This window comes from Streptomyces sp. NBC_00258 (assembly GCF_036182465.1).
Taxonomy (GTDB): domain Bacteria; phylum Actinomycetota; class Actinomycetes; order Streptomycetales; family Streptomycetaceae; genus Streptomyces.
Map to the genome: position 1 here is coordinate 3,428,266 of NZ_CP108081.1, position 24,839 is coordinate 3,453,104.

A 24,839-nucleotide genomic window follows, 5' to 3' on the forward strand; every position below is an offset into this window, starting at 1 on the left:
GCTATCCCGCCAGTGCCTTCAGGTCGATGCTGTCGGCGAGGGCCCGCATGCCCGCGTCGTTGAAGTGGAGGTGGTCGCCGGGATCGTAGGCGGCCAGCATGCGGTGCGGCCGGGACGGGTCGCGGACGACGGCGTCGAAGTCCGCGACCGCGTCGAAAAGCCCACCGCCACGGATGAGCCGGTTGACCTCCCGCCGTACGCGCTCACGCCTGTCCGTGTATCCGCCGTAACCGCCGAACGGGGTGAGCGTGGCCCCGACGACCCGGATGCCGCGGGCATGGGCGCGCCGTACGATCTCGCGGTACGCGGCACCGAGGGCCGCCGGGTCGGTCTGGTTCGGCGCGCTCTTGATGTCGTTGATGCCCTCCATCACGATCAGCGTGCGCACGCCGGTGCGGGAGAGGACGTCGGCGTCGAACCGGGCCAGGGCGCTGGGCCCCCGGCCGTCGAGCAGCAGCCGGTTCCCGGCGACTCCCGCGTTCAGAACGCCCTGTTGACGTCCCCCGGGCAGGCGCCGCAGACGCTCGGCGAGCCGGTCCGGCCACCGTCGATTTGCACTCGGCGTCGAACCCGAACCGTCTGTGAGGGAGTCCCCGAGCGCGACCACGCTTCCCGCGGCATCCGCCCGCCTTACGTCCACCCCGGTCACGTAGTACCAGGAGCGCGTGGTCACCGTGAACGCCGTACCCCTCACATCGGCGACCCGATTGCCTTTCGGGGCAACGAAGTTGGTCTGCAGGGCGTCTCGGTGGTACGTGGCCGGGCCCGAGTCCCCCGGGGTGTGGAGGGTGACGAGGAGATTGGTGGCTGCCGGGACAGCCAGCGTCACGGAGTCGCTCACCGCATCCCGGCCCACCGGCACCGTGACCTTCTTCCGCCCGCCGAACGTGAGCGTGCGCATCGTGCCGGGGAGGGCGTGCGAGCTCTTGGGCGCGTTCCGCACCTGCCGGGCGAGGGTGGCTCCGCCGAGGGCCAGCGGCAGGGTGCCGAGCCGGTTCGAGATCCGTACGCGGACGGCCGTACCGCCGACACTCGTGTGGACGACGTTGCGGATCGAGGCGCCGGGAAGGCCGGGCGCGGTACCGGAGGCGGAGCCTTCCCAGGTGCCGGTCCAGTGAGCGGGGGCGGTCCGCGCGAGGGGCTCCCGGCCCCCGTGGGCGACCCCCGTACCCATCAGCGTGAGCGTCAGCGCTCCGGCCACGGCAACCAGCGTCTGTCTGACCATGCGTCACTGCCTTCCGCCGACGGAGCCCGGCCAGGTGCAGGTCTCCGGACCTAGGGCCAGGATCCGATGCGCAGGGCGCGAAATCCGTGTTTGGCTGCAGCTATGACCGCATTCAGTGAAGCCGAACGGGTGTACCTAAAGTCCCAGCGACTGGGTCGGCTGGCCACCGTCGACGAGCACGGGCAGCCGCAGGCGAACCCCGTGGGCTTCTATCCGCAGGACGACGGCACGATCCTGATCGGCGGATACGCCATGGGCACCACCAAGAAGTGGCGCAACCTCCGGAAGAACCCCAGGGTCGCGCTCGTCGTCGACGACATCGTCAGTCTCCGCCCCTGGAAGGTGCGCGGCGTGGACATCCGGGGCGATGCCGAACTCCTCACGGGCCCCCACGAGTTGGGCCCGCACTTCAGCGAGGAGCTGATCCGCGTCCACCCACGGCGGATCCACAGCTGGGGGTTGGAGGACTGAGCGGGCCGCGGTCTATCGCCCTTCCAGCGTCAGCAGCTGAAGCTTCCGCTCCAGTCCGCCCGCGTAGCCCGTGAGCGACCCGTCTGCGCCGATCACCCGATGGCACGGCCGGACGATCAGCAGCGGGTTGGCACCGATCGCCCCGCCGACGGCCCGCACGGCGACGCGCGACGCGCCGATCCGCGCGGCGATCTCCCCGTACGTGGTGGTCGCCCCGTAGGGCACGGAGTCGAGGGCGCCCCAGACCTGCTCCCGGAATTTCGTGCCGCTCGCTTTCAACTCCAGCTGGAACTCCTTGAGTTCACCGGCGAAGTAGGCCGCGAGCTGCTCTCGGGCGTTCCGGAAGAGCTCGGGCGCGGGCCGCCAGTCCGGCTGGACGGTGCGGCCGCCCTTCTGTCCGGGGACCGAGAGGGACGTCAGGGACCCGGACTCGTCTGCTGTGAGCAGGAGTTGGCCGACCGGGCTGTCGAGCTGGGTGTATTGGACGTTCGTCATGATCGGTGCTCTTCCAGGTCGCTCGTGGTCGGTGGGGTCTCTCCGGCCGCCCTCAGATGATGCAGGGCGTAGGAGCGCCAGGGGCGCCAGGCGTCGGGGACGTCCTCGTCCGGTGATGCCACGTCGGGGTCGCCGAGGGCACGGGTTCGGATGACGGCCAGGGCCCGTGGATCCATGCCGGGCAGGGCGAGCAGCACGGCCTGCGCCTCTTCACGGTCGGCACCCGGGTCGAGCCTCAGGCTGCCGTCGGCGAGCGCCGTGGCGAGGGGGCCGAGCGTGCCGCCCGTCTCCGCGAGTGCGGCCGGCTCGGGGAAGACATGCGTGAGCGTCCCGCAGGGTGCGTCCAGCAGCTTCCCGTACGCCTGCACGAGGCGCTCGGCCTCGTCCCGGCCCACGAGCGCGCGCACGGCCAGTTCCTCCGGGTCGGCGGCCCCGGGCGAACGCAGGCCTGGCCTGGCCGCCACCAGTGGAGCCAGTCGTTCGTCGGCGCCCAGGCGCTCGTCCACGGCGTACGGATCGGAATCCAGGTCCAGGAGCCGCCTGAGCCGCTGCACTGCGGTGGTCAGATCGCGCAGGTCGGTGAGGTGCAGCCTGGCGTCGAGCCAGCCGCCTGCGTGGGCCGAGGCCTCTGACAGCCGCTCGTCGACTGCCACGATGCCGGTGCCGTACGGCAGGCGCAGGGTCCGCCGATAGGTACGGGACCCCGCACCACCCGCGACCTCCTCCACACCGGCGACGGCCTCGGCGGCCAGCAGGTCGAAGACCTCACCGGCCTGGTACGGGCCACGGTAGGCGAGGCGCAGCGGGATCCCCGCCGACGGAGTGGCCGCACGGCGCGAGGCGGCGCCCCGGCGGGGTGCGGCGGCGCGCAGCTCGGTCGGTGTCGAGGCGTAGACCGTTCGGATCGTGTCGTTGAACTGCCGCACGCTCGCGAACCCGGCCGCGAACGCGATCTCCGTGATCGGGAGCTCCGTGGTCTGCAGCAGGACCCGCGCGGTGTGGGCCCGCTGGGCCCGTGCCAGGGCCACCGGGCCGGCGCCCACCTCTGCGGTGAGCTGGCGCTGTACTTGGCGGGCGCTGTATCCGAGCCGCACTGCGAGCCCGGCGACTCCCTCGCGGTCCACGACCCCGTCGCCGATCATCCGCATCGCGCGTCCTACGACGTCGGCGCGTACGTTCCACTCGGCGGAACCCGGCGCGGCGTCCGGGCGGCACCTGCGGCACGCCCGGAACCCGGAACTCTGCGCGGCGGCTGCCGTCGCGTAGAAGCGGACGTTCTCCCGCTTCGGCGTCACCGCGGGGCAGCTCGGCCGGCAGTAGATCCCCGTCGTCTCCACCGCGAAGAAGAACTCCCCGTCGAACCGGGCGTCCCTGCTCCGCACCGCTCCATACCTGGTCTCTTCGTCAATCACCCCTCCAGTCTGCGCCCCCACCGAGCACCCGGCTGGCGGAAATCGGACGTGACGCTCGCCGTCGGTGGGTGGGGCGGGGCCGTGCCGGTATGTCACGTTCGCGACTGCCGGGCGTACGGCCCTGAGTGCTCTTGGTGGGCGTTTCCAGCGGGAGCCGTACGTCGCGAACGTTGACATACCGGCACGGCCCCGCCCCACGCGCGTCGGCGGCTTGCGGCCCGGTGGGGGACGGCCGTCAGCCGCCGTACGGCCCGAGGGGACGTGGCGGGGTGTCCGCCCGCAGCGGATGGCGCGTCCGCACCGGGTGCCCTCTGGGAAACTCACACAGTCGCGCCAGACCGAGGACGGATACCCCGCCGCGGCCCCGCCCCCACGGGCGAGGCCAGGCGCGCGACCGGGGTCCGCGGACGACCGACGGCCCCCGCCCCCTCCCACCCAGGGGCGCGGGGAACTGCGCGATCAGCCACCACATACGTGCAGACACAACACGAACCCAGCCCCTTCCCACCCAGGGGCGCGAGGAACTGCGCGATCAGCCACGACGAACCCGCAGGAACACGCCGGCCTCAGCCCCCACATCCAGGGGCGCGGGGAACTGCGCGACCAGCCCCCGCGCGCCCGCGGACGAAAATCAGCGCCCCCGAACCCCCCGCTTCACCTCCATCGCGGCCCGCCCCTCCGCGCCCCGCCGCTTCCACTCCTTCCGGAGCTCCGCTCGGGCCCGCGCATCCGTCTTGGCGACGATCCGCTGGTTCTCCCGAAGCAGCTTCCGGTAGCTCTCCAGCCGCCGCTCGGGCAGCACCCCGGAGCCCGCGGCAGCGAGCACCGCACAGCCGGGCTCGGCCTCGTGCGCGCAGTCCTGGAACCGGCAGGAGGCGGCGAGTTCCTCGATCTCGGAGAACACCTGGCCGACTCCGCTCTCGGCGTCGAAGAGCCCGACCCCGCGCAGCCCGGGGGTGTCGATCAGTACGCCCCCGCCGGGGAGGAGGAGCAGATTCCGGGTCGTGGTCGTGTGGCGGCCCTTGCCGTCCACGTCGCGTGCCGCCTGGACGGCCATCACGTCCTCGCCGAGGAGCGCGTTCGCGAGCGTCGACTTGCCGGCGCCCGACTGCCCCAGCAGGACGGACGTTCCGCCGGACACCACGGCGCCCAGGCCGTCCAGGCCGTCCCCGTCCGTGGAACTGACGGCCAGCACCTGTACGCCCGGTGCCGTCGTCTCGACGTCCTGGACCAGGTAGGCCAGGCCCACCGCGTCCGGTACCAGGTCCGCCTTGGTGAGCACGACCAGCGGCTGTGCCCCTGACTCCCAGGCCAGGGCCAGGAAGCGTTCGATGCGGCCGAGGTCGAGTTCCAGCGCCAGGGAGACCGCGATGATCGCGAAGTCGACGTTGGCGGCGAGGATCTGTCCTTCCGAGCGTTTGGAGGAGGTCGAGCGTACGAAGGCCGTGCGGCGCGGCAGATACTCCTGTACGTACCGGGGGTCCCCGCCGGCGTCGACGACGGCCCAGTCGCCGGTGCAGATGACGCGCAGCGGGTCGTTCGGCGTCACGAACTCGGTGTCGACCCTGACGAGCCCGCCGGCGGTGATCACATCGCACTGTCCGCGATCGACCCGCACGACCCGGCCCGGTACGAGCCCCCGTTCGAGATGGGGGCCGAATTCAGCAGCCCACGCGTCGTCCCAGCCGTAGGGCGCGAGCGGGTGGGCGGAAGAAGACAGAGAAGAAGAGGAAGACAAGGGGTGACCCTTCGGAGGGTGGCCCCGGCCGCGCGCGCTCGGGCGCGGAGAAAGAAGGGTGTCAGCCGGTGACCACAGAGGTGGATTCGATGAACTTCCGGATGCGGGCAGCGCCCAGCTCGATGACAGCCATCGATCACACCTCCTTGATCACACCAGCATTACGGCGGTGGAGACCCACCACGAGGACAGACAGACCGTAGCCCGATCCGCCGCCTGAGCCAACCGGTTTATTGCCCCGGCTCAGCTGTGTGTGCAGCTGCGCCCGTTCAGCATGAACTCGTCCGGTTCCGCGTTGCCGCTGCCGGGCTTCCAGGAGCCGAGGAAGCCGACCGCAAACGATCCGCCCGCGGCGACGGACTTGTTGTAGTCGGCTGCGGTCGCGGTCACCCGGGAGCCGTCCTGGTCGAAGTTGCCGTCCCACATCTGGGTCATCTTCTGGCCGTCGGGGAAGGTCCAGCTGACGCGCCAGTTGTTGAGGGCGTAGTCGGACTTGACGGTGACGGTGGCCTGGAAGCCGTCGGGCCACTCGTTGACCAGTTCGTACCGGGCGTGGCAGACGGCGGGTTCGCTGGGGTTGGGGTCGGCGCCGTCCTCCTCGGCCGAGGAAGTGGAGTCGCCCTGGGGTTCCTTCTCCGATGCGGAGCCCGTACCGGACTTCTCGTCGGTCTTCGACTCGGACGGCTGCGGGGAGGTCGTGGAGGAAGCGGCCGAGTCGTTCCCCGGTCCCGACGGCACGGGGTCGGGCGAGGGGACCTGCTGGCCCACGGGCTCCCTGTCTGCCGTCCCCTCCAGGGAGCCGGAGCCCCCGTCCTCGCCGAACGGCGCCAACGTGACCGCCAGTGCCAGGAGGGAGACGCCGACGGCGGCGACGATCAGTCCGACACGGCCGATGCGGGCGCGGCGTCCTTCCGCCGCGTCGCTGTCCTGCTCGTCCGGGTCGTCGGCCGCGCCTCGGCTGAGCCCCGACTCGACGGCCCTGCGGCGTCTTTCCAGGTAGGCGAGCCCGCCCCAGCCGATGACCCCGCCCGCGAGCGCGGCGGGCAGTCCCCCGCCGACGAGCCGCAGACAGGCGGCGGCCTCCGCGCACTCGACGCACCGCGCGAGGTGCCACGACAGGTCGTCCGGTACCTCGGCGGCGGGCGAGCGGGTGACCGCGTCGAGGAGCCGGGCGTAACTGCGGCACTCCTCGGAGAGCGGTGTGTCGAGGTGGTTGCGGTGGCAGCGGTCGCGGAACACCCCGCGCACCTGCTGCAGTTCCTCGGCCGCGCCCTCCGGGTCGAGGCCGAGCCGGCGGGCCACGGAGGCGACCGGCAGCGCCTCGACCTCCGCAAGCCACAGCAGCGCGGCATCCGGTTCCTGCATGTCCCGCAGCCCGCGGAGGGCGAGCGGCCTGTGCAGGGGCGGTCCCGAAAAGCGCGCGGCCTTCTCGGAGTTGAGCCACAGGCGGAGGTCGGGGTCCAGGCGCTCTCCCTGGCCCCTCGCTTCCCAGATGGCGGTCGTCTGGCGTACGGCGGTCAGGAGCAGCGGTATTCGGGGCAGCCGGGGTGTGCGGGTCCGGCGCCCGAAGTTCTTGCCGCTGGACTCGGCCTCAGCAGCACGCGCTTCGCGTATGCCGAGCGAGAACGCCTCGGAGGCCAGCTGGCGGGCATGGGTGGAAGCGCCGGTGCAGAGATCGGCGTACGAAAGGACCGCGTCCCAGCACTCCGAGAACAGAGTGGCCTCGGCGGCATCCTGAGGGGTCGGCAGGTCTGGCATGGGTGGGGACTTCACCTGCATCCACAAGCGGGGTCAACTCACCTGGGTAATACGGGAGTTGAGGGGGACGTCTGCGACGGGACCAGAGTTTTTCACGGTTCCTGCACAACTGACAAGCGGCACTTGCACATCCGGTTACCGCGGGTCGCACGTCCCACCAGGCCCCTCGGCCTCAGCCGTGCTCCAGTCGTACACCAGTTGTACGTCCCGGCAGCCCCGAATGACTCAATCGACCGTCCCTGGAACTGCCGTACGTCCCATACGCCCCGTTCCCTCAGACTGCGGGCACCTCTTCCGTCACCTCGTTCGCCGGCAGGCTGTCCATGAACGAGCTCACCGAGAAGACCGCGTTGCCCGGCCCGGGCGGACCGTATCCGGGCGGCGAGGAGAGCCCGAAGTCCTCCATGGTGGAGCGGTACGCCTCAAGGAGGCGGATGTGGTACTCCAGCGGGGCACCCTGCGGATTGGCCTTGCCGAGGGGTGTCGTCGGCTCCGGGCACCAGGTGGTGAAGCGGGGCGTGATGCCGTGCGACATGAAGAAGCGCAGGCCCTCGGTGGTGGAGGCGATCGCCTCGTCGACCGTCGTGAAACCGGAGGGCTCCGCCATCTCCACGCCCGCGACGAAGTTGGGGATGACATTGCGCGCGCCGAAGACCTCCGCGGAGTCCAGGATGCGCTTGTGCCATTCGTCCCGGCCTACGTAGCGCTCCTTGCCGGGGCAGTACAGCTCGAAGAGACGGCGGTCCCACACCTCGTAGTTGGGGTGGTAGATCTGCACGCCGTAGTCCTTGAAGCGCTGTACGTCGTCGCGCGGGAGTGCCTGGGCGACGACCTTGCCGATCCACCGGCCCGGGAAGTGCTCCTCGATGGCCTTGGCGTACATGCCGTAGAAGTCGGCCTCGTCACGGCCCTGGAGCTTGGAGGTGATGGCGCCGCCGGTGAGGGTGTAGGCGGTGGAGGTCCTCGCCGTGTCGTAGCGGTCGATGATCTCCAGCGCTTCGAGGACCTCGTCGACGTCCTTGACGCCGGTGTAGGGCCGCCCCGCCGCCTTGTGCTGGCGCCAGTTGTGGTTGATGTCGCAGTACTGGCACTCCTCCTTGGCGCCGAAGTACTGGCAGACCCGGAAGACGGTCAGGTAGATCAGGTAGCCCCACTGGATCGTCGGGGCCACCTCCATGACGGACTTCCCGTTGGAGAGCTTGTGCCGGTAGTACTCCGGCATCGGCGGGACCCCGACGTCCGAGATCCGCTTCCCGTCCAGGTAGAGGCCCAGCATGCCGTCCTCGCCGGCGGCCACGCGGTACGGGGAGGACGGGTTCACGCGTACGGAGACGACTGTGCGGCGCAGGTCGTACGGGCCGCCGGTGAGGATGATCTCCTCCGGTGGGCGGCGCAGCGCGGCCTCGCCCAGCTCGGGCAGGGTGCCGTGGTCGAAGGAGAAGATGAAGTACGACTTCGGTTTGACGTCCCCGTCCTCGTTGTCGCTGAGTGCGGAGTCGTCGAAGGCCACGCCCCCACGGAGCAGGTCCTCCTTGAAGACGGCTTCCCGCGGTACGTGCGGGAACCTCTCCATCAGGTCCTCGACCAGCGCGGTACGGCTGCCCATCCCGTCCTCCCTCGCCCCCGGTGCTCCCGGCTCTTGTGTTCGACTCCTCACGGTATGCCCCTCCTCCCGGGACCGTGGTGCCGGGTCCCTCCTGGCGCCGGGGTCCCTCCTAGTGCCGGGATCCCTCCTGGTGGCCGGGCCGCGTCTACAGTCACCTCCGTGACCACCACCTCCCCACCGGTAGCCCTCCACCACACGGACCACCCCGGCACGGGCCCGGCCCTCCTCCTGGTGCACGGGTGGGGCGGCGACGGAGACGACTGGGCGCCCACCCTCCCGTACTGGCGGCACCGCGTGATCGTCCCTGACCTGCGGGGCCACGGCCGCTCCCCGAAGCCGCCGAGCGGCTACGGGCCGCGCGACTTCGCCGCCGACCTGGCTGATCTGCTGGGCCGGCTGGACCCGGGCCCGGTGATCGCCGTCGGCCACTCGATGGGCGCCCAGGCGGTCACGGCACTCGCGGTCGAACACCCGCATCTTGTAAGGGCGTTGGTGGTCGTCGACTCGGCGTACGGTGCCGACGAGAGCGAAGCCGTACGCATCCCCCGGGAGCAGGAGGAGCTGCGGAGGGAGGGCGCGGAGTGGGCCGCCCGCTTCGTGGACAGTGCCTTCCGGCCGGGGGCGCATGACCAACTGCGCGACCGGCAGCGGACGTTGATGGCTGCCATGGACCCGGAGGTGCTGGCTCAGTGCCGCGACGGCATGTACCTGGCCCCGGACGCCTTCGGCCTGCGGCCCGCCACCCGCGCGTATCTGGCGCACCGCGACTGTCCTGTGCTGGGCGTGTACGCGAGCACCGTCGCCGCCGACTTCGAGCGCGGCACGCCCACCCAACCGGGCTCCCGGGTGGAGGTGTTCGAGGACTGCGGCCACTACCTGCACGAGGAACGCCCCCGGCAACTGGCGTCCCTGGTACAGGAGTGGGCAGCACCCCTTCAGGGGCGCGGGGAACTGCGCGACCAGCCACAACGAACCCGCGGATCTCACTCCTCGTCGGGCAGTTGATACCAGAACTCGATCTCCCCCACATTGCAACGCCCGTTGTGCCCGTCATAAACACGGATCCGCTGGTACGACACCCGCTCGGCGAGCCGGAACTCGTACCACCGAGCCGCGTCGACCCCGCTGACCGTGTGGAAGTCGGTCCCGTCGACCCCGGCCTCGTCAGAGCCGCGGAACACCGTGCCGTTGGCGCGGCTCAGCTGGTCGCCGCGAGGGTACAGACGGATGCGGTCGACGGTGATCGGGCCCGAGGCGCCCGCGTCGATGTCGATCCAGCTTTCGGCGGCCGTGGTGTCGGTGTAGGTCGTGGGGTCGCCGTCGAAGGCCCGCCAGCCTGCGGCTTCCCTGGTTCCGGTGCCTGGCCACTGAGTGGTGGAGGCCACCACCATGGACGGTGTGACCTGGAACTTCCGCAGCAACGTGTCGACGGAGACGAGGAGTTCATGGGCCGCGTACACGGCGTCGACGCGGGCGGTCTCCGGGTCGCCGGTCGCCTTCTCGATACGGTCGAGTTCGGCCGTGAAGGCCGCGTACGACTTCTTCGTCCACTCGGAGGCGTCCGTCCTCCGTGCCCGGGTGAGGACCTGCGCGAAGGCCTCGGCGACCGCGACTGTCACGGCGGAGTCGCGGGTGCCGCCGTCGACCAGGGCCGCCGTCACCTTGTAGGCGCGGGTGCCGTGGCGCAGGTTCTTGTCCTCGTGGGCGTACTCGCGTGTGTCCTTCTTCAGAACCTCCCACTGCCCGCCGCCGGTTGAGCGGGAGAGTGTGAAGGTCAGGGCGTCGTCGGGCTTGTTCCAGCGGACGGTCGCGGTGTCGGCGTCGCGCTCGACGGAGAGCAGGAGCGCGTGCGCGCCGAGGGTGTCCACCGCCACCTTGGCGAACTCCGCGTCGCCCGTCGCCGCGAAGCCCGCGTGGACCGCGTACGGGAAGGGCGTGAAGAGCGTCGCGACCGTCACCCAGGTGGTGCCGTCGGCCGACACCTGGCCGTGTACGCGGTGGCTGCCGGCGTCCCTCACGATCCGCAGGTACGGCGTCGCGGCCAGGGTCTGCCCGTCGAGCCGGCGCGTGATGGGTGAACGCAGGTCGTCCTGCCAGTCGTGGCGGCTGTCGCGGGTGCGGTTGTGGAAGACGAGCTGTCCGTCCTTGTCCGCGCCGAAGAACAGATGGCGGGTGTCGGCGGCGATCCGGTCGCGGAGCATCAGTCCGGTGAGCGGTCCGCGCGACCCGGTGACGTGGGTGGTGAGGGTGAAGCAGCCGGCCAACGGGCGGCTCACGTAGTGGAGTTGGTCTTCCACGCTGCGGGAGGGCACCTTGTAGTCGTCACCCTCGCCGAGTCCGTCTCCGCGTGCGCCGAGCACTCGTATCGTCGCGCCTCGCACCGCCGTGCTGCCCGGCCTCGCCTTGCGCAGGGCGTCGTCGCGCCAGCCCGAGTTCCTGAGGCCGGGCGAGGCGGGCTTCGGGAGTTCGGTTCGGATGGTGTGCGAAGTCCAGCCGGGGCCTTGGCCGTTGACTGCGGTGACCGTGTAGAAGTACGTCTCGCCGGGGCGGGCGGAGGTGTCCGTGAAGTGGTGACCGGTCTCCTTCGCCGACAGGACCTTGTACGGGCCCTGCTGTCGGGTCGCCCGCCGCACCTCGTAGTGGGAAGCGCCCGCGGTCGTCTGCCAGGTCACGGTGACCGCTCCGTCGCCTGGGAGGGTGTGCACGAAGTCGACGTGTGCGGGCGGGAGTTCGGTATCCAGGGCTGTCGGCAGCTTCAGTACCAGGCCGGTCTTGGGCGGGACCCTCACCTTGCCGCCGCGCACCGGAAGTTCCTTGCCGCTCACCAGGTCCAGGACCGTCGAACCGGTCGCGCCCGTCGAACCGGTCCGGCCTGTGGCCGAGGGGACCTCCACCTCGTACGACCGCTCGTTCCCGTACGTCTTGCGGGTCGTGTTGAAGACGAAGAAGTAGCGGCCGTAGCGGGCGGTGAGCAGGTCCGGGTAGCCCGAATAGGCGTGGTCTGCCTCGAAGTTCTCGCGGCGGACCGTGCCGACGCCCGGTTGGAAGGTGATCGGTGCGAGTTCACCCGCCAACGCCTGGAGCGCCGAGGAGTCGCCCGTCTGCTGGTCCTCCATGAAGTCGACGTCGATGTTGTCCATGCGGGCCCAGTAGTCCTCGTACTGGAAGCGTGCGTTGGTGTTGATCTGCACGATGTGGTCGCGGTTCGCCTGCCGGACGTGCAGGCGTCCGTTGCGGGCGAACCCCCGCTGACGTTCGTTGAGTTGGCCCCACAGGTGGAGGTCGCCGTCCCTGAGCGAGACGAACATGCAGTCCACGTCGACCCAGGCGAAGCGCTCGTAGTGGGCACGGTTCACCGCTAGTGCGGTCAGTTCCCCAGGCGTGTAGTGGGCGAAGTCCGTGTGCGGGTGGACTATTCCGGTCGGCTCGTGGGCCTTCAGGTAGGCGTAGGTCTCGCCGAGCGCGAGGTCGTACTTGCTCTTGCCGGTCACGGAGGCGAAGGAGCTGAAGTACTGGTGGTCGGCGAGCTGTTGCTGGGCGAAGCCGACCGCCTCGCGGGCGTACGAGCGCGTGGTCGCCCAGCGGTTCGCGGTGTACCGGTCTGCGTGCTCGGCCATGTGCCGGGCCAGGGCGACGTAGTTGAGGATCCTGCCCTCGGAGATCCGCAGCACGTAGCCTGGAAAGCCCGGGTAGTTGGTGTTGCGCTCGTCGATCACCATCTCCATGCGCATGGTGCGCTTGAGGTTGTCGTCGAGGTCGGTCATCCGGGCCAGGGAGCGGGCGTGCAGGTTGCGCAGCGCGATCTCCAGGATCCGGTCGTTCAGGTCCTCGTCGCCCTTGTGGCCCCAGGTGCGATGGAACCACTCCGGCAGGTAGTTGGTGGCCTCGCCGTAGTTGGCGACGTAGCCGTTCTCGCGGGTGTGGCCCGCCTCGGTGATCGTGGTGTAGTGCTTGCCGAGGGGCAGGCGGCGTACCAGGTTGCCGCGCTTGTCCAGTTTGGACCTGGCCAGGCCCTTGATGACGTACTTGATGTAGTCGTCGGTCCAGCGGGCCGTGGTGTCGTGGTAGAAGAGCGAGTGGAAGAGGTCCAGGTCCTGGCCGTCCGGGCCGACGAGGACCTCCTCGCCGAGGAAGGGCAGCCAGCCGAGCGCCTCGCCCGCGATGCGGTGGCTGCGCGCCTTGCCCTCGTAGAACTCCGAACCAATGACCCGCAGCCCCTCGTGGGCCTCCCAGGCGCCCTCGTACGTGTACATCACCTGGTTGTAGATGTACGAGAGCCGCGAGCGGGCGTAGTCGAAGTTGGCCTTCAGGACGCGGCCCCAGGCGGCCCGGCGGGTCAGCGGTGAGCCGTCGAAGTCGACGTCCTTGAGGGAGGTCCTGCCCTCGCTGGTCCCGGTGGTGAAGGGCTCGTCCAGGAATGCCTCGAAGGCCTCCCTGCCGAGGACCTCCTTGTCCGCGATGAGGTTCTCGACGATGTAGAGGGCCTCGCCGAGTGCTCCGTAGTAGCCGCCCCAGTCGCCCTGGTGGCCGCCGCGGGCCAGGAGTCTCGTGTCGGCGTAGTAGTCCTTGGTGTGGTTGTCCACGCACTTGAAGACCCGCAGCAGGGCCGTCCGCCGGTCGGTGGCGGTCCTTGCCGGGCACCAGCTGGACTGGGTCAACGCGGAGGCGTAGAAACGGAGTTCGTCCTCGTAGCGGACGATGCTGAGCCTGGCCGTCGCCGATGCGTCGATCTTCGCCGAGTGGTCGTTGAAGAGCTTCACCTGGCCGGCCACATAGCCGTCGACGAGTGCCTGCTTCTGCGGCTCGGACAGGTCCGCGACCGTGTCCGTGGGCGGTGTGAAGCCGGCCTGCGGCTCGCCGCTCACGTCGAGGTACGCGCCGGTGTGGGTGTACGCGCGGTAGTAGCCGCGGGAGTCGGCGGTGACCTTGGCGGTGAACGCGGCGTCGTAGGTGCGCAGGGTGATCTCGGCGTGCTCGCGGCCCTTGGTGTGCTCCAGCGGCAGCATCACCGTGGCGTAGAAGAAGCGGCCGGGCAGCGGACGGACCGTGCCGGTGTTCAGCGCCTCGTAGTCGCCGGAGCGGCGGTAGCCGATCTGCTCGCCGTTGATGTACGCGATCGTCTTGTACGGGGAGGTGTCGCCGCCCCAGAACTTGACGGTGAGGTAGTTCTGATGGAGGGGGTCGACCCGCACCGTGAAGCGGAGGTCGCCGGTCTTGATGTCGGGGGTGGCCAGGGGTTTGGCGACTCGGGCCCGGTCGCCCGCGTTGCCGTCGACGGCGGCGGAGTCGGGGGCGGTCAGCCCGTGCGCCGTCTCGGAGTCGGGGTTGCCGAAGTCGACGAGGTCGAGGCGTCTCGCGCCGTCGGCCTCCCCGGCCGCTGCGGCGGACGCCTGCTCGGCGGCGGTCCAGGACCAGCCGGTCAGCGCGAGAGCGCCGGTGCCGGCGGCGGTACCGGCCAGGACGGATCTTCTGGTGACGGACATGCGGGATCCTCACGGCGGGGAAAGGAGCGGGAGGGGTCGGATCGCGGGATGCGGGAAGGACTGCGGGCCGGTCGGGGGCCGAGTGCTCGGGCGGCCTTGCGGGCACAGCCACGCGGGCAGTCACGCGGGCGCGACCAGCCAGTCGGCCGCGCGAGCGCGCCTACCTGAACGGCCTTGCGGGCGTGGCTACTTGAGGGAGCCGAGCGTGACGCCGGAGCGCCAGAACCGCTGCATCGAGATCATCAGGATGACCATCGGGATGAGGGAGAGCAACGATCCCACGACCACCATGCCGGTCAGGTCGGCGGATGTGTCGACCTTGACCTTCAGCCACGAGTAGAGGCCGACCATCACGGTCCACTTCTCCGGCGTACGCAGGAACACCAGGGGTCCGAAGAACGAGTTCCAGGAGCCGACGAAGCCGAGCAGGAAGATCGTCGCAGCGCCCGTGGACATGAGGCGGGCGCCGACCGTGAAGAAGATGCGGTACTCGCCCGCGCCGTCGATGCGGGCGGCCTCCAGGAGTTCGGGCGGGATGGCGCCCTCCGCGTACACCTTGGCGAGGTAGACGGAGAAGGCGTTGAACAGGCTCGGCACGATGATCGCCGACGGGGTGTCGACCATCCGCAGGTCCGTGAAGAGCAGGAAGGACGGGATGGTGAGCAGTGCGTGCGGAACGAGGAAGGACCCGATGATGCAGCCCATCAGCACGCCCCGGCCACGGAATCGGTACATCGCCAGGCCGTAGCCGCAGGCGACGCAGACCAGGGTCATGCCGGCGGTGCCGACGACTCCGTAATAGAGCGTGTTCCACAGCCACTTAAGGAAGATGCCGTCCTGGTAGGTGAACAGCGCCTTCAGGTTGTCCGTGAAGTGCAGGTCGGAGAACCACAGCCCGTTGGTGGTGTAGAGGTCGGACTGGTTCTTGGTCGCCGACACGATCAGCCACCACACGGGCGCCAGCGAGTAGAGGGTGAAGAACACGACTCCGCCGAGGACCAGGGCCTTGGTCCGCCGGCCGTGCCGGACGGGGCCGGTACCGTCGCGGGACGCGGCGGCACCGCGCTTCGGGCGCGGGGGTGTGGTCGTGGACCGGTCGATGGTTGCGGTCATGAAGGGGAGACCTCGCTCGTGGGCCGAGGAACGGACACACCGCCCGCGCCCGCCGCGGCAGGCTTGCGCCGCGCGACACGGAGGGGCGCGGCCGGGACAGCGGTCGTGGGCCTGCTGCTGACGGCGGTCATGACGTGGGCGCCTTGTTCGTGAGTCGGTAGAACAGTGCGGACGCGGTGCCGACGACCAGGGCGAGGATGATCGAGAGGGCGGAGGCGTAGTTGAAGTTGCCCTGCTGGAAGGCCCAGTCGTAGATCGCCATGATGGGGGTGAAGTCGCGGGTGACCGTCTCCGGTGCCATGGACTTGAAGAGCATCGTGTCGCTGAAGATCTGCAGGGTGCCGATGATGCTGAGCACGGTGGTGAGGACCAGGGAACGGCGGACCAGCGGCACCTTGATCGACCAGGCGATCCGCCACTCGGAGGCCCCGTCGATGCGGGCGGCGTCGTACACGTTCGCGTCGACCGAGCGCAGCGCCGAGTACACGATCAGCATGTTGAAGCCGATCCCGCTCCACGCCATCAGGTTGCCGATGGACACCCAGATGAGTTCGCCGCCGTAGAAGTTGGCGTCGATGCCGAAGAGGTCGAGGAAGGGAGTGAGCGGTCCGACGACCGGGCTGTAGAGGTAGATCCAGATGAGGGTGGCGACGATGCCCGGGATCATGTACGGGACCAGCAGCGGGATCCGGAAGCGGTCGGCGACGCGCTGCGAGGCCGAGTCGAGGAGCAGCGCGAGCCCGACGCTGGCGATCTGGATGACCGGGATGCTGATGACCGCGAAGAGGCCGACGCGGAGCATCGAGGCCCAGAAGCGGCCGTCGCCGAAGCCCTGGACGAAGTTGTCGAGGCCGACGAACTCGACGGTCTTCTCGCCGAATCCGAGCCCGGAGCCCTTCTCGCTGTAGAGGCTCTCCTTGAGTGCCATGACGAGCGGGGTCACGGTGAACAGGAGGAACCCGAGGAAGAAGGGGACCGTGAACGAGGCGCCCTTGAGGGCCATGATCCGCCGCCATCCCAGGCGTGCGGCCCGGGACCGGGACGGTGCTTCGGTGACGGCTGCCATGGGTCAGCCCTCGACGTTGATGTTCTTGGACTTCAGGTCGTCGACCGTGAACTCCTGGAGGTGCTCAAGGGCCTGCTTCACCGTCGTCCTCTTGGTGACGATCCTCGCCCACTGGTCCTGCAACTCCGCGAAGACACCTGTGTAGTTGGGGCCGACCGTCCAGTTGCTCCTCGCGTGCTCGACGGACTTGAGGATCACGCCGCGGGCCTCGGACTTGTGCGTGCCGAAGAGCTTGTCGGTGACCACCGAGTCGACCCAGGGGGTGACGTCCTTGACGGCGCCCGGCCACTCGTACTGCTTGGTGTCCTTCTGGTAGGTGGAGTTGATGCCGGTCTTGTCGGTCTTCATCCACACCGCCGCCTCGACGGCCTCCTTGACGTGCTCGCAGCCCTTGGGGACGAGTACGCCGTTGTTGGCGCTGTAGGAGGAGGTGGTGAACTCCGTGGCGTCGGAGAACTGGGGCAGGTCGATGGGCTGCCAGTCGCCGAGGGACTTCTTGTAGTTCAGTTCGTAGTTCTGCAGCTGCCAGGTCTGGGTGGGCAGCGAGACCATCTTCCCGGAGTCGAAGTAGCTGATCAGGGCGGGCCGGTCCTGATAGGTCTGGTTGGCGACCATGCCGCCGTCGACCAGTTGCTGGACGATGTCGGCGGCCTTGAGGGACTCGGGTGACAGGAAGTCGATCTTCCAGCTGTCGCCCTTCTGCTCGTACCAGGAGCCGCCCGCCTGCTGGACCAGGTTGACCAGGGTGGACGGGTCCTCGCCGGCCAGGTTCATGACGTACACGCCGTGCTTCTTGAGCTTCTTGCCCGCGGCGATCACGTCGTCCCAGGTCTTGGGGACGTCGACGCCGTACTTGTCGTACACCGAGCGGTTGATCATCATGAAGGTCGGGTTGAAGCCGGTCGGGACGGCGTAGTACTCGCCGCCCGCCTGCACGCTGGGCAGGGCGGCCGGGTTGAACCGGTCGAGGTACGGCTTGAGTTCCTTGTCGACGCTGCTCAGCAGCCCCTCGCCGACGAGGCTGGGCACCTCGCCGAAGTTCTGCACCAGGCAGGGGACGTCCTTCTTGGCGGCGACCGCGTTGCGCAGGTTCTGTGCCGTGCCCGGGTTGTCGGCCTGCTTGACGAACTTGAGCTTGATGCCGGTGTGTGTGGCGTTGAACTTGGCCACCACGGGGTCGACGTTCTTCGTCTCCGACCAGCTCCAGTACTCCAGCGTGACCGGCCCCTTCGACTGGTCGGAGGAGTCGTCGGAGCCACCGCCGCAGGCGGTCGCCGTGAGGGCGAGCACGGTGGCGAGCGCGGCGGCGGACAGGGTCGCGCGGTGCGGGACACGGGGCTGGGGCATGGCGGCTCCTGAGGGGACTGGAACAGGGGGGACCGTCCGCCGCTCGGGTTCTGCCGTCCGAGGGCGCCATAGAAATCGGTCTCTATGGAAGCTAGAACCGGTCCCGGACGTCGGCAAGACATCGGGCAGAGAAAACTGGGGAACCGGGCCAACTCACCCGGTATTGCACGGGATTTCGAACCGGTAACCGGAAAATGGGTAGCTACCGGACAGCCGATTCTCTAGAGACCGGTTGTCCAACGAAGGGCAAAGGTCGCCACGATGAGGGAGATGAGGGAAAGGGGAGTCAGGAACGGAGCGGGGAAGACAGGACGGCACAGGGAAGTCAGATCGGGACGGGGAAGTCGGGACGGGACGGCGGAAGTCAGTGCCCGGGTCGCCGTGTCGAGTCCCGCAGGACGATGTGGGTGCCGAGCACCAGGTGCTGGCTGCCGGGGAGTTCCTCGCGGTGCAGGGCCAGCCGGACGGCCGCACGGCCCAGTTCCTCGTGCGGGACGTTGACGGTGGTGAGGGCCGGGAAGAGGTCCAGGGCCAGCGGCACGTCGTCGTAGCCGACCACGGACACGTCGTCGGGGACGCTCACGCGCGCTTCGCGCAGCGCCTGCAGCGCGCCCGCCGCGACCATGTCGGTGCCGGCGAACACGGCCGTGAAGTCGGCGCCGGACGCGAGGAGTTGACGGGCCCCCTGATAGCCGTGCGAGCGGCTGAACGTGCCGTCCAGGATCAGGGCCGGGTCCGGGGCCACCCCGAGCAGTTCGTGCGCGCGCCGGAAGCCGCTGAGGCGCTGGCCGCTGGTGGACAGGCCGGGCACCCGGCCGAGGTAGGCGATGCGCTGGTGGCCCGAGGTGAGCAGATGGGTGGTCATCGCGAAGGCACCGCCCTCGTTGTCGTACTCGACGACCGTGGCGGGCACCCCCGGGCCGAGCGGTGGCCTGCCGACGAGCACGAGTCGCGAACCCACCCGGTCCAGGGCGTGCGCGAAGTGCGTCATGCGGTCCTGGTAGGCCTTGTCCTCCCAGGCGCCGCCGACGACGATCACGGCGTCGGCCCGCTGTTCGCGCATGGTCTCGACGACGGCGAGGACGCGCTGCGGATCGCCGTGGGTGGTGCACAGCATGCAGAGCCTGCCCTCGGCGGACGCCTGCTCCTCCACACCGCGTGCGATGTGGGCGTAGAAGGGGCCGGTGACGTCGTCGACGACGAACGCCACCGTCTTGTTGGTGGAGCCGCCGAGTGCGCGGGCGTGCGCGTTGACCACGTAGTCGAGCTCGCGCATCGCCTTGAGCACCCGGGCGCGGGTGCTCGCGGCGACCGGGTAGGTGCCGCCCAGGACCCGGGAGACGGTCGAGGCTGAGACGCCCGCGCGCGCGGCGACGTCCCGGACCGTGGAGGCGTCATTGCCCATCACGGGCTCCGTCTTCTTGGCCACCGGTGGGCTCCCCTCCCCTGCTCCGTACCGGTCACCCTATGGGGTGGCCGGGTACTCCTACGTGCTGGTCGAGCCCTCCGTCGTCCTGCCGTACGAGCACCACCGACCAGGGCGCGAGCTGCCGTTCGTAGGTCAGCTCGCCCGCCGCGTCGGCCCGTACGGTCTCCGTGCGGGGGGCCGTCCGCCGGAGGGCGCTGATGTCCTCGCGGGAGAGCGGTTCGGGTGCGCCGCGCTCGCGCCAGGCGGCGAGGGTGTCGCCGCCGGCCGCGCTGCCCGGCTCCAGGATCTCCACGGTGAAGGCGGCGCGGGCTGGCAGTCCGGTGAGACTCAGGGTGTACGGGACGGGGGTGCCCAGGGCCAGCGTCTGCTCGGCGACCGTGCGGTCCGGCGTCGAGAGGGGCACGGCCAGGGGCATCTCGGGCGGGTAGTGGTAGGCGAGGGCGGTGATCCGGCCGGTCGCCGCTTCCCGGGTGACGATCGCGCCCGGCACCCGGACGAGGAGTTCGTCGCCGAGCGCGTGCAGGAACCGGTAGGCGTGGTAGGTGGGCTTGGGTATGCCCTGCTGGTTGACGAGTCCGAAGCCGCCGTGGAAGGCGGTGTCCCCGGCGCCCATCTCCTCGAAGACGTCCGTGAACGTCCAGTACGCGAGTGAGTCGACGAGGCCGATCGACTCCAGGTTGGCCCGGACGACGAAGGTGGCGGCCTGCGAGTGGTCGTGGGTGTGGTCCCGAGAAGAGGGGGTCGAGCTCCACTCGGTGAGGTGGATCTCGGCGTCCGGGAACGGGCTCTTGCCGACGATGTCCCGGACCGTCGCGAGGTCCTGGCGGGTGGCGTCGGCGCCGCGTGTGTAGTGGGCGCCCTGGCCGTGGTGGTCGAGCGCCCAGTCCGTGGGGTACGGGTGGCAGGAGACGAAGTCGACGGGCAGCCGTTCGCGGGCGCAGTGGTCGAGGAAGTGCTCCAGCCAGACGGGTCGCCACTCCAGTGCGTCGAGGTTGTCGGCGGTGACCGTGACGTGGCCGCTCTTGTCCTCGGTGTCGCCGTCGAAGCGTGCGTCCGGCACGAAGTTGCTGGTGGCCGGTCCGCCGACGCGCAGGGCGGGGTCGATTGCCTTGAGGGCGTGGGCCGTTGCCGCGTACAGGTCGTAGTACTCGGCTCGGGTGCCGCGGAAGAACGGGTCGAGGTTGGGCTCGTTCCACACCTCGAAGTACCAGTGGCGGACCTCGTCGATCCCGTACCGGGCGACCCAGTGCCGGACGGTCGCGGAGACCAGGCTCGCCCAGGCGACCAGGTCGGTGGGCGGGGAGCCGTGGGCGCCCCACCAGAAGATGGTGCCCTTCTCGCGGGCCAGGTCACCTGGGCTGAAGCCGAGTTCGACGAAGGGGCGGACACCCGCGTCGAGGAGCCGGTCGAACAGGTCGTCCACGTACTGGAAGTTGAGGACTGCCTGCCCGTCCTCCCCCTGCCGGTACACGAACATGTCGTCGTGGAAGAGGCCGTGGAAGCGTACGTATCGGAAGCCGCAGCCCTCCGCGACCTGGTGCAACTGCTCCTGCCAGGAGGCGCGCAGGCCCTCGGCCGCGCGGCCCGCGCCGGCGCAGACGGACCAGAAGTGGTGCAGGGGCTCGCCCGCGTCGGCGGCGTCGGCCCGCGGGGTCAGGATCGAGGTCATGCGGTGCGCTCCAGTACGGCGTGGTCGATCGCGTGGGCCAACTCCCGTCCGGACAGCAGGCGTTCGGCCTCCTCCGTGACGGCGAGACCGAGCCTGGCCACCTCGTTGCCCTGCGAGCCCGCGAGATGCGGGGTGATGAACGCGTTCGGCAGGTCGAAGAGCGGCGAGTCGGCGGGCAGCGGTTCCGGGTCGGTGACGTCGAGGATCGCACTGAGCCGGTTGGCGCGCAGCTCTTCGACGAGAGCGTCGTGGTCGAGGAGGGAGCCGCGGGCCGTGTTGACGAGCACGGATCCCTCCGGCATCAGGGCGAGTTCGCGGCGGCCGATGAGGTGGTGGGTCTCGGGGGTCTGCGGTGCGTGGACGGTGACGATGTCGCTGGTGCGCAGCAGGTCGTCGAGCGGCAGCAGGGGTACGCCGAGGGCGGCGGCCTGCGCCGCGTCGACGTACGGGTCCGCGAGGGTGACCCGCAGGTCGAAGGGCCGCAGCAGTTCGATGAGGCGACGGCCGATCCGGGAGGCTCCGACGACGCCCACGCGGCGGCCGAAGTTGCCGACTCCCGGCATGATCTCCCCGTAGGGGAAGGCGCGTTGGGCGCGCAGCCGGTCGCGCTGGGCGAAGAGGTCCTTGCCCGCCAGGAGGATCATGGCGAGCGTGTACTCCGCCACGGGGAGGGCGTTCGCGCCGGCCGCGGAGGAGACGGTGATGCCGCGTTCCCAGACCGCGGGCGAGGTGAGCCCCTTGACGGAGCCGGCCGCGTGGAGGATCGCCCGCAGCTTGGGTGCGGCGTCCAGGACCGCCTCGTCGATGTGGGGGCAGCCCCAGCCGGTGATCAGGATCTCCGTGTCGGCGAGTGCGTCCCGTACTCGGGGGTCGGTGAAGTTCCCGGCCGTCAGAGTGGGATCGATTTCTACCGCGTTGCCCAGGCGGGCCAGTACGTCCGGAGGGAAGATCTTGGGCACGTTCTCGGCTGTCATGGCGAAAAGTGCGGCGGGGCGTGGGCGCAAGGTGGGGTGGCCTTCCGGATCGGTGACGCGTCTATAGCAACCGGTCTCTACGGTAGGTCTCGCGGAGCGAGAGGGTCAATGGACGGGGCGCCCGACGGCGAGTGGACGCGGGTCCGACGGTGAGTGGGTGTGCGGTCCGCTGTGGCTGGTCGCGCAGTTCCCCCGCGCCCCTGAGTCGGAATGGGCGAGGTAGGTTCCAATGTGGCTGGTTCACCGGTCACCGAGAACTTCCGGGAAGGACCCACGGATGGCAGAGGCTCTGACCAACTGGGCGGGGAACATCACCTACTCCGCCAAGGAGCTGCAGCGGCCGCACTCGCTCGACGCGCTGCGGGCCCTCGTCTCGCGTGCCGACCGCGTGCGGGTCCTCGGCAGCGGGCACTCGTTCAACGAGATCGCCGACCCGGGCAGTGAGGGCGTGCTTCTCTCGCTGACCGCGCTGCCGCCGTCGGTCGAGGTGGACCCCGCGGCCCGTACGGTCAGGGTGGCGGGCGGTGTGCGGTACGCGGAGCTGGCGCGGGCGGTGCACGAGCGGGGGTTCGCGCTGCCCAACATGGCCTCGTTGCCGCACATCTCGGTGGCGGGTTCGGTGGCGACCGGCACGCACGGCTCGGGGAACGCGAACGGCTCGCTGGCCTCGCCCGTACGGGAGGTCGAGCTGGTCCTCGCCGACGGCTCGGCCCTGACGATCGGCCGGGGTGACCCCCGCTTCAGCGGGGCCGTGACCTCGCTCGGCGCGCTCGGTGTCGTCACCGCGCTCACGCTCGACCTGGAGCCGGACTTCGAGGTCGCCCAGCATGTGTTCGGCCGGATGACTCTCGCGGAACTGGACTTCGAGACGGTGTCGGCGTCGGCGTACAGCGTGAGTCTGTTCACCGACTGGCGTCGGTCGGGCTTCGTCCAGGCGTGGGTCAAGCGGCGTACCGACGTTCCGTGGGACGGGTTTCCGTGGGCCGAGCCGGCCACCGAGGCGATGCACCCGGTGCCGGGGATGCCCGCCGGGAACTGCACCCAGCAGTTCGGGGTGCCCGGGCCCTGGCACGAGCGACTGCCGCACTTCCGGCCCGAGTTCACGCCGAGCAGCGGTGCGGAGCTCCAGTCGGAGTACCTGCTGCCGCGCCCGCACGCCACGGGTGCCCTGCGTGCGCTCGACGCGATCCGGGAGAAGATCGCGCCGGTGCTGCAGGTCTGCGAGGTGCGTACGGTCGCGGCCGACCGCCAGTGGCTGAGCCCGGCGTACGGGCGGGACACGGTGGCCTTCCACTTCACCTGGGTCGAGGACACGGCGGCCGTGCTGCCCGTGGTGCGGCGGGTGGAGGAGGCACTGACGCCGTTCGATCCGCGGCCGCACTGGGGCAAGGTGTTCACGATGACGGCACCGGTGGTGCGCGGACGCTATCCGCAGCTGGCGGAGTTCAGGAACCTGGCCGAGGAGCTGGACCCGGCGGGGACGTTCCGCAACGCGTTCGTCGGTGAGGTGCTCGGCGGGTGACGGACGGCTCGATCCGCACTGTGCCCGCCGTGAGCGGCAGGGACTTTGTACAGCCCCTTTCCTAACCCCTTGTCGAAAGTCACCGGACGGTCATAGCCTTGCGCCGCGCCGGGGCCGTCGGGACCCGTCATGCCTGGAGGGACCGAGGGGGCACGTTCTGGTGAAGCGCACGTCACGCGACATCCGCACCGCGAACCGCTATGGGGTGCTGCGCCAGATCATCGCCCACTCGCCGACGTCCCGCCAGGAACTGGCGGCCGCCACCGGGCTGAGTCTGGCCACGATCGCCACGCTGGTCGGTGAGCTGCTCGACCTGGGGATGCTGACGGAGGTCGGGTTCGAGGACTCCGCGGGTGGCCGCCCGCGGGGCCTCGTGGCCGTCAACGCGTCGGGGGGCGCGTTGATCGGCGTCGACATCGCGGAGACCTACGTCCGGGTCGAGCTGTTCGACCTGGCGCTGAGCGTGCTGGCCCGCGCCGACGAGGACATGCGCCCCGGTGAGATCCGTCCGGAGCAGGTCGTCGGGCATGTCGCCTCGGCCGTCGGGTCGGTGGTCGCGCAGGCCGGTATCGAGGGCGCCCGGGTGCTCGGGGTCGGCGTCAGTGTGCCGGGCCAGGTGGACCGGGAGGCAGGTGTCTCGGAGTACGCGCCGAACTGGGACTGGCACGACGTGCCGCTGCTCGACCTGCTCGCCGAGCACATCGCGTATCCGCTGTATCTGGACAATCCGCTGCGCGCCTGCGCGGTCGCCGAGCTGTGGTTCGGGGCCGCGCGCGGGCGTGGGGACGCCGTGGTGGTGAATCTCGGGACGGGCGTCGGTGCCGGGCTCGTGCTGGGCGGCGGGTTGCACCGGGGTGTCAGCAACAGCGCCGGCGAGTGGGGGCACACCACGCTCGTGCTGGACGGGCGGCCGTGCCACTGCGGCAACCGCGGGTGCGTGGAGACGTATGTCGGGGCGCCCGGAATCATGCTGAATCTCCGCGAGTCGAGCCCGGAGAGCACCCTGCTGCACCCCGAGGACCAGACCGCGACGATCAACGCGCTCGCCCGCGGGGTCGCCGCGCAGGACCCGGTGGCTACCGAGGTGGTCCAGGAGACCGCGCGTTATCTCGGCGCCGCGATCGCCGACCTGGTGAACCTCCTCAACCCCGAGGTGATCGTGCTGAGCAGCTGGGTCGCGGCCTCGCTCGGCGAGCCGCTGCTCTACGAGGTCCGCGAGGCCGTGGCCCGGCACGCGCTGAGACGGCCGCTGGCCAGCACCGAGATCGTCCTCTCCTCCATTCCCACCGACCCCGTGTGCCTGGGCGCGGCGACGTTCGCGCTGGAGGGCGCGCTCAGCTCGGTGGGCCTGAAACCGGCGAGCGGCAGGACCGCCGTCCCGCGTCGCACCTCCCCCACGAGGAGCCGTACGGCGCCGTCTTCGTGACGTCGACGCCCCGCCACGTCCGGTATTCCGGACGGTGCACAACGCTTCGAACAGACTTCGTCCAACCCCTTGCCGAAGCCTTAGCCGAAGGTTAACGTCCCGCCA

17 protein-coding genes are annotated in these 24,839 nt (G+C 70.1%); 4 read left to right on the forward strand and 13 right to left on the reverse strand.

Annotated features, from left to right (window positions below):
* Position 1 precedes the first annotated feature (1 nt).
* Entirely contained in the window at positions 2-1,225 is a 1,224-nt protein-coding gene (locus OG718_RS15335; protein ID WP_328844388.1) for an SGNH/GDSL hydrolase family protein, read from the reverse strand.
* A gap of 102 nt (positions 1,226-1,327) precedes the next feature.
* Between OG718_RS15335 and OG718_RS15340 the strand changes: the two genes are divergently transcribed.
* A complete protein-coding gene (locus tag OG718_RS15340; protein ID WP_143641884.1) occupies positions 1,328-1,696 on the forward strand; it encodes a PPOX class F420-dependent oxidoreductase in 369 nt (122 codons plus the stop codon).
* A 12-nt stretch (positions 1,697-1,708) separates the two neighbouring features.
* On the opposite strand, the gene OG718_RS15345 is transcribed toward OG718_RS15340, so the two are convergent.
* The 5 genes from OG718_RS15345 to OG718_RS15365 form a co-directional block, all read right to left on the reverse strand.
* Positions 1,709-2,191: a methylated-DNA--[protein]-cysteine S-methyltransferase gene (locus tag OG718_RS15345; protein ID WP_328844389.1), complete on the reverse strand. Its 483-nt coding sequence runs from the start codon at positions 2,189-2,191 to the stop codon at positions 1,709-1,711.
* Entirely contained in the window at positions 2,188-3,600 is a 1,413-nt protein-coding gene (locus tag OG718_RS15350; RefSeq protein ID WP_443055340.1) for a DNA-3-methyladenine glycosylase 2 family protein, read from the reverse strand. Before OG718_RS15350 ends, OG718_RS15345 begins: the two co-directional genes overlap by 4 nt.
* A 634-nt stretch (positions 3,601-4,234) precedes the next feature.
* Entirely contained in the window at positions 4,235-5,341 is a 1,107-nt protein-coding gene (gene rsgA / locus OG718_RS15355) for a ribosome small subunit-dependent GTPase A (RefSeq protein ID WP_328844391.1), read from the reverse strand.
* A 243-nt stretch (positions 5,342-5,584) separates the two neighbouring features.
* Complete coding sequence (locus tag OG718_RS15360; protein WP_328844392.1) at positions 5,585-7,099, reverse strand: cellulose binding domain-containing protein; 1,515 nt, start codon at positions 7,097-7,099, stop codon at positions 5,585-5,587.
* A gap of 274 nt (positions 7,100-7,373) precedes the next feature.
* Positions 7,374-8,705, reverse strand: coding sequence for a radical SAM protein (locus tag OG718_RS15365; protein ID WP_328844393.1), 1,332 nt, complete (start codon positions 8,703-8,705; stop codon positions 7,374-7,376).
* A 159-nt stretch (positions 8,706-8,864) separates the two neighbouring features.
* Between OG718_RS15365 and OG718_RS15370 the strand changes: the two genes are divergently transcribed.
* A complete protein-coding gene (locus tag OG718_RS15370) occupies positions 8,865-9,710 on the forward strand; it encodes an alpha/beta fold hydrolase (protein WP_328844394.1) in 846 nt (281 codons plus the stop codon).
* On the opposite strand, the gene OG718_RS15375 is transcribed toward OG718_RS15370, so the two are convergent.
* From OG718_RS15375 to OG718_RS15405, 7 genes are all read right to left on the reverse strand, one after another.
* Positions 9,689-14,188 (reverse strand): Tat pathway signal protein, encoded by a 4,500-nt coding sequence (locus OG718_RS15375; protein ID WP_328844395.1) that lies wholly within the window; start codon positions 14,186-14,188, stop codon positions 9,689-9,691. The genes OG718_RS15370 and OG718_RS15375 overlap by 22 nt on opposite strands.
* A gap of 186 nt (positions 14,189-14,374) precedes the next feature.
* The gene (locus OG718_RS15380; RefSeq protein ID WP_143641876.1) at positions 14,375-15,301 is read right to left on the reverse strand and encodes a carbohydrate ABC transporter permease; all 927 of its coding nucleotides are present in this window, start codon (positions 15,299-15,301) and stop codon (positions 14,375-14,377) included.
* Positions 15,302-15,428: 127 nt separating this feature from the next.
* Complete coding sequence (locus OG718_RS15385; RefSeq protein WP_260695593.1) at positions 15,429-16,367, reverse strand: carbohydrate ABC transporter permease; 939 nt, start codon at positions 16,365-16,367, stop codon at positions 15,429-15,431.
* A 3-nt stretch (positions 16,368-16,370) separates the two neighbouring features.
* Positions 16,371-17,714: an ABC transporter substrate-binding protein gene (locus OG718_RS15390; RefSeq protein ID WP_143641875.1), complete on the reverse strand. Its 1,344-nt coding sequence runs from the start codon at positions 17,712-17,714 to the stop codon at positions 16,371-16,373.
* A gap of 364 nt (positions 17,715-18,078) precedes the next feature.
* A complete protein-coding gene (locus OG718_RS15395; protein WP_443055062.1) occupies positions 18,079-19,143 on the reverse strand; it encodes a LacI family DNA-binding transcriptional regulator in 1,065 nt (354 codons plus the stop codon).
* A 31-nt stretch (positions 19,144-19,174) separates the two neighbouring features.
* The gene (locus OG718_RS15400; protein ID WP_328844396.1) at positions 19,175-20,812 is read right to left on the reverse strand and encodes a GH39 family glycosyl hydrolase; all 1,638 of its coding nucleotides are present in this window, start codon (positions 20,810-20,812) and stop codon (positions 19,175-19,177) included.
* On the reverse strand, positions 20,809-21,816 hold the full coding sequence (locus OG718_RS15405) for a hydroxyacid dehydrogenase (RefSeq protein ID WP_143641873.1): 1,008 nt from the start codon (positions 21,814-21,816) through the stop codon (positions 20,809-20,811). Before OG718_RS15405 ends, OG718_RS15400 begins: the two co-directional genes overlap by 4 nt.
* A 247-nt stretch (positions 21,817-22,063) precedes the next feature.
* Between OG718_RS15405 and OG718_RS15410 the strand changes: the two genes are divergently transcribed.
* Both OG718_RS15410 and OG718_RS15415 read left to right on the forward strand, forming a co-directional pair.
* Positions 22,064-23,308 carry an FAD-binding protein gene (locus OG718_RS15410; RefSeq protein WP_328844397.1) on the forward strand — a complete coding sequence of 415 codons (1,245 nt, stop codon included), beginning with the start codon at positions 22,064-22,066 and terminating at the stop codon, positions 23,306-23,308.
* Positions 23,309-23,468: 160 nt separating this feature from the next.
* On the forward strand, positions 23,469-24,734 hold the full coding sequence (locus tag OG718_RS15415; RefSeq protein WP_143641871.1) for an ROK family transcriptional regulator: 1,266 nt from the start codon (positions 23,469-23,471) through the stop codon (positions 24,732-24,734).
* Positions 24,735-24,839: the final 105 nt, after the last annotated feature.